The organism is Capnocytophaga bilenii, assembly GCF_017565765.1.
Taxonomy (GTDB): Bacteria; Bacteroidota; Bacteroidia; order Flavobacteriales; family Flavobacteriaceae; genus Capnocytophaga; species Capnocytophaga bilenii.
Window position 1 is genome coordinate 1 of the sequence record NZ_JAGDYP010000017.1, and the last position, 6230, is coordinate 6230.

The following is a 6230-nucleotide window of genomic DNA, read 5'->3' on the forward strand; positions in this document are numbered from 1 at the left end:
AACTCAATCCCCAACAACAAACACACAGCACTATCCACCAACAAAAAAACCAGCGAGTGATTTCTCATTCGCTGGTTTCTTATGATTCATTTATCTCCCGTTGCTATCGGTAGAGGGTGAAGTTGCCCGTGTAAGACTGGTCATCTCCTTCTTCATTGGTCTTCCAAATATACCAGTAGTCGCCCGATGGTAACTCCTTGCCTTTGTAACGTCCGTCCCAAACCTCACCCGACTTAATGGTCGTTATATAACGTCCGTAACGGTCGTAAATATCTGCTGTCAAGTTCGGATAACTACGATACATATCTGGATCCCAAGTATCGTTCTGTCCGTCTCCATTCGGCGTGAAGAAGTTCGGTGGTGTCGACTTCATATACTCGCGCTCTATCTCAAGCTCACTTTCACAACCATTGGCATCTATCGCCTTCACCAATACCTTCTTGAAGATACGTCCATTCTCTACCCTACTTGTTGGGTCAGTAGGCTTCAAGGTGTATTTGAACTCTCCATCCACTGGCGCCTCATCATTGAAGCTTACGTTGTACGGTGGTATTCCTGTTCTTGTAAAGACGTTTCCTCCTGTTACTGATACGCGTACTACATTGATTTCTCTCAAGTCTGTCGTATTATGTACCTCTAATCCTGGATAACGCGTTACACTCACCGTTTCTCCCCACAACTCTTCACATACCTCATCACTGCCTTTACCTTTATAGTAAATTATCAATGTATGTGAGCCCTCTTCTATCACTCCTGTACTACCATACTTGCCATCAAACGATACAAATGGCTTGATGGTCGTACCGCCATCTACCGAGTAAGATACCGTATCACTTTGTAGCTTACCTGCCGCATCATCTGGGAAGGTTACATACAAGTAACTTGTAGTAAAGGTTGTTGATGTTGTTGAACAGTTGAACTTCAACTCTACACTAGTTGGTGCTATACTTGGCGCATCAGCTACATCTATCACATCTGTTTGCGTACATACACCATTAGCATCCTTGTACTCCAATCTATAGCTACCTGGGGCAAGAGCCGTCACACTCACTACCGTACCTGAGGCTAAGCCTGTATCGCTCTTCGCTACATTACCTTGTGGGTCTTTTAGCTCGTAGCTATAGGGTGCTCTACCTCCTGTGATTTCAAACTCCATTCCTCCGTTGTTACTATGGTAGCAAGTCTCTGATACTACCTTATGTACTACTGCCTTCAACACTGGTGGTTCTACAATCTCTACTGTACGTTGTATCTCACAACCTATCACATCGTCTTTGATGTTGATAGTGTATTGCCCTTTACCTAAACCGCTATAAACTATCTCTCCTGGTCTTACCTCGTGGTAAGATGTCGATGTACTATTTGCCACCGTATAGGTATAGCTGCCTGTACCGCCTGTTACTGTAAGGGTTATAACTCCATCGGTGTTATTATAACAACTAATATCACTCTTCTGAGTTGTTGCCGACAACGAATCGTAGTGAGTTACATTCACAGTTACTGTTTGTACACAACCATTGGTATGGCGTACCGTAATTATATGCGTACCTGAACTTACGCTCTCAAACAAGCTGCTCGCCTGTGATGCCCCTCCGTCCAAAGCAAACACCGTATTACCCAACTCTGATGACCTTACACCTGCTCTGATGTCGTTCTTCACTCGGTTTGAGTTGCAGCTGTAAATTACCGTCGCTGTAGCTTGTAAATCAACTCCTTCTTTTATTTCTACATCTATAGAGGATTCGCAGTTATTAACATCCTTCACCAATATAGTATGCGTACCCGATGCTAAGCCTGTATACAATGTCTTATTTGGTGTCCAAGTCCTTCCGCCGTCTATACTTGTACTATATGTCTGCGTTCCGCCTGTTATGGTAAGTGATACACTACCATCTTGCGCTCCGTAGCATATCTCATCCGTCTTCTGATCTATCGCTACTCGCAACAAGTCTGGTTCGGTAATCTTCACAGGAATATCTACAAAGCAGTTATTCTCGTCTTTTACCCTCACCACATAGTCTCCTTTGCGCAATTCATCAAAGTAACCTCTATCTACAACCCTATCAAATCGTGGGCTGATAGCATACTGCATATTGCCAGTACCTCCCGTTACAGTTATTGATATAGTACCATTCTTAGCTCCGTAGCAAGTGATATTGGTAGTTTCACTAACTACTTGCAACGCTGGTGCTTCATCTATCACTACCCCTGTAGAGGTATATACGCAGTCGTTGCTCTTCACCACTACGTAGTATGTACCTGTGTACAAGCCTGTAAATGCCCATTTATCGGTGCCTATTTGCGTTGCACTGATAGTCATCGCTGGGTTAGTAGACGCTCCTTTGTGAAGTGTATAAACATTATTACCCATACCTCCACTTGGCGTAAAGCCTATCTCTGCCGTATTGCCTCCATTACATTTCACTTTAGCATTGGTAGTGTCCATCGTCAAACTCAATGTCGCTACATCCACTATCGTTACTTTGTTAGATTTCTTAGACTTACAGCCATTGCCGTCTTCCACTACAAATTCGTATTCTCCTGCGGTAAGTCCGCTAAATACACCGCTCGATTGCCAGCTGCCGAAGGCGCGTCCATTAGTGCTCATCGCATATTGATAGCTGCCCACACCGCCCGTTACCGTTACCGATACGGTTGCTCCCGTATGGCACGTTCTCTCACTGCTGATACCTGCCGTTACCAATAACTCATTAGGCTCGGTAATCGTTATAGGCAACTCTATATCGCAGTTCATTCCGTCTATTACTTTCACTACATACGAACGAGCATCTAAGTTCGCAAATGTAGTGCCTGTTTGCGTGCTGCCTATCTGTGAGCCTCCTACTTCCCACAACTCATAACTGTAGTTACCACTACCGCCACTGGTGGTCAGTACTTTGATAATTCCGTCTGCATCATTAAAGCACCTCACATTAGTACTTGTTATAGTAGCTGCTATTGGCGCTGGTGGTGCCATCTGTTGTGTGAAGGTTACCACACAGCCTTCCTTATCTTTTACTGCTACTGTATAAGTGTCTGATACTAAACCGTCAAAGACTGAGGTACTAGTAAAGTTACCATACACTGCGTGTGATACAATACGGTATTGGTATTCACCCCAACCGCCTGCTACATTCACTGCAAAGGAACCTGTCTGATCACTACCTCCACATTTTATCTTATTGGTTATCGTTGCGCTGGCTACTAATGCCGCTCCTGGTCCTGAAATCATCACTTGCGTTGTCGATTTCGTACAAGATGGCCATTGTGTTTGCGTTACTTCCACTATATAGCTACCTGCCGATAAGCCTACTATATCGTGTTTGCGTACCGCTGCTACCTCTCCAGCTACCGTTGTAGGTGGTATTACTACCATTACCGTAGGAGTAACTTGCAATACTCTATAGCTGTAACTTCCTTGGTAACCTGTCATTTCCAACCTCAATACTCCATCGTTACCCGATACACAAGATACCGACTTGCTTTGTGTTCCACCTATTACCATACTGTCAAATGGTGTTATCGTGTAGCTTGTCGTTGCATAGCAGCCCGTTGCACTATCAGTTACTGTTACTTCATAGTAACCTGGTGCTCCAAAGTCTACCGTTACCGAATTGATACCTGCCGTAAGGGTATGTGTGCTTGGCGTTGCTACTCCGGTGGTTACATAAACAAGGTATCCTTGATTATTGCCTCCTGATATGGTAAAGCGTACGCGCTCATCGCTGCCACAAGCTATCTGTACCAACTTAGTCGCACTGATATTAGTAATGCGTTTTAGCGGTGCTATCTCTAGCGGATTGCTACGTGTATCGGTCATACAACCTTTCGCATCGCGTACATATACTATTACCGTTTGCGTTTGTGTGCTGCTGTTAGTTACACTCAGTACATCGCTGCTTGTATAGCCTGTTGTTATCGTGGTTACCCCGTCAAACAACTCAAAGTTATAGGTGTATGACTGCGTACCGCCCGCTACTACTGCTTTCACCAATGCCGCTTGGTCGTCATTGCTTGCATTACATCTGTAAGCTCGTGTTACAGCCACATTGGTAATACTCAATACCGCTGGCTCTGCTATATTGATTACTCGCTCTGCTTTACAATTTCTTGAAGATACTACCGTTACTGTGTAGTTACCCGCCTTCAAGCCTGTAAAGCTAAAGTCTTTAGGGGTTGTATTCACTACCTCGTTACGCGTTACAAATGGTGTAACTCCTTCTATAGTTATCTGGTAATCCGTTTGTGTTTGCGTTCCTGGAAGCGTAATGAGTAGCGTACCATCATCTCCTCCATTACAGCTCACTGCCGTAGTGGTATAAGTAAAGCTTACCACCGATGCTCCTGTTACCTCTACCGTAACGGTTTGTACACTACATCTTGTGTTCAAATCTCTCACCGTAATGGTGTGTTGTCCCGCTGGTACATTGGTAAATACTGGGTTGTTGTTCTGTACCACTGGCGTTCCTCCTTGTGGGTACAACTTGTACTCTACATTGCCTGAACCGCCTAAGTGGGTTACCGAAATTGTCGCTCCTGTTGCTGGCGTACAAGTTACCTGCTTCATTATCGTAGCCATTGTGCCTGCCACTGGTTCGTATAGGCTCACTGCTGTTAGCGTTGCCGAACAACCCCAACTGTCGCGTACCACTACCTGATAGCTGCCCGAACCTAAGCTGTTAAAGATGTTGCTCGCCTGTGGTTGTGAGTACGCTGCTCCATCCTTATACAACTGATAAGTATAGTTAGCGCCTTCTCCGCCCGATACCGATACTACACTCAATACTCCCGTACCTGGCGTACAGTTTTCTGTAGTTATCGTAAGTATACCTGTAATACCTGTTGGAATTGACAAGGTAACATCATTTAGGTCATATTGGCAACCACTCGCATCGCGTACCGATACCTTATAAGTACCCGCCGATAAGTTGCCTCGGCTGCTGGTAGTTGTCCATAAGCCTGATGATGGCGTTGGCGGAGTAGTATCTATATAATACTCATAGCTGCCCCAGCCGCCTACTACATCTTTTATCACTATTGAACCATCGTTGTTGCCCGCTGCACAAGTAATTGATCGTACTTGTGTGGTCGCCGACAAGCTTACTGTTGGCTCTTCTATCGTAAATACATAATCTTGCTCACATTGTGTGGTCGAATCTTTCACCGTAAGTGTATAAGTACCCGATGCCAATCCACTCACCCAGAACTGTGTCGTTCCTGCTGCTAAGGTTCCTCCCGCCGGATGGAGCGTTCCTGCCGATGGATTTATCGTTACTATGTGTCCGTGTCCCGATGTTGTATTACTTAGGGTGAAAGTGGCTGTTCCTTCTGAACCTCCCTTGCAAGGCGTATTAGACACCTGCGGATTTATAATCTTAAACGTATTGACATTCGGTGCTCTATAAAGTACGCGTATCACACAACCTGTCTTGCTATGTCCTACCCAGAAAGTATGCGTTGCATCCATCTGTACATTGAACTGTCCTGTTGTGTTAGTCCAAGTGCTTGGGTGCGTTGTTGGTGCTGTAGCACCCATCGCAAAGCGTAAGTCGCCTATCGTCAGTGGCAAGCCGCTCACCGCCGATACCGATACTTGTACAGGTACCGCACTCACGCAACTCAACGCTCCTGCTATCGTTACGGTAGCATTGGCTGCCTCCAACTCTTCATAAGCTCCTATAGTTACCTTCGTCTCTGTTGTACAGCCCGCCGCATCGCGTACCGTTATGGTTACCACGCCTCCTGCTTTTTGTCCTAAAGCATAGTGTGTGCCCGAACCTGTACCGCCATAGCTGTCTGTGTACAATATCGTATAGCTGCCCGTACCGCCACTAATAGCGCCCATCGGTACATCTATTTCTGCCATACCTCTTAGCTGACTTGTGCCTGTAGCACATCCAAAACTCTTCACCGTAATTGATGCTGTGTTGAATGTGATAGCTGTTGGCTCACCTATAGTTATTGTATAGGTGCTTGCACAAAGGCTAGTAGTATTAGTTACTGTTATCGTATAAACGCCTGCCTTCAAGCCTTGTGCGCCCATAGCTGTCTTAAGGTTCGTACCACTTGGTACTGTCGCCCCTACAGGTCCCTGTATGCTATAATTAAAGTTCGCTCCGTTAGCATTCACTTCTTGCATACTGAACCATCCGCTGTGATCGCCGTGGCAAGTAGCCGAATAAGTTGTAAAGCTCAACGCTGGTCGGCTTTGTGCCGCTGGTTGTACCGTT

Annotated in this window: 1 protein-coding gene; it reads right to left on the reverse strand. The window is 45.6% G+C overall.

The genetic code is table 11. The features are described from left to right. Window positions 1–103: 103 nt before the first annotated feature. Complete coding sequence (locus tag J4N46_RS12475; RefSeq protein ID WP_208059546.1) at window positions 104–6196, reverse strand: T9SS type B sorting domain-containing protein; 6093 nt, start codon at window positions 6194–6196, stop codon at window positions 104–106. Window positions 6197–6230 lie beyond the last annotated feature (34 nt).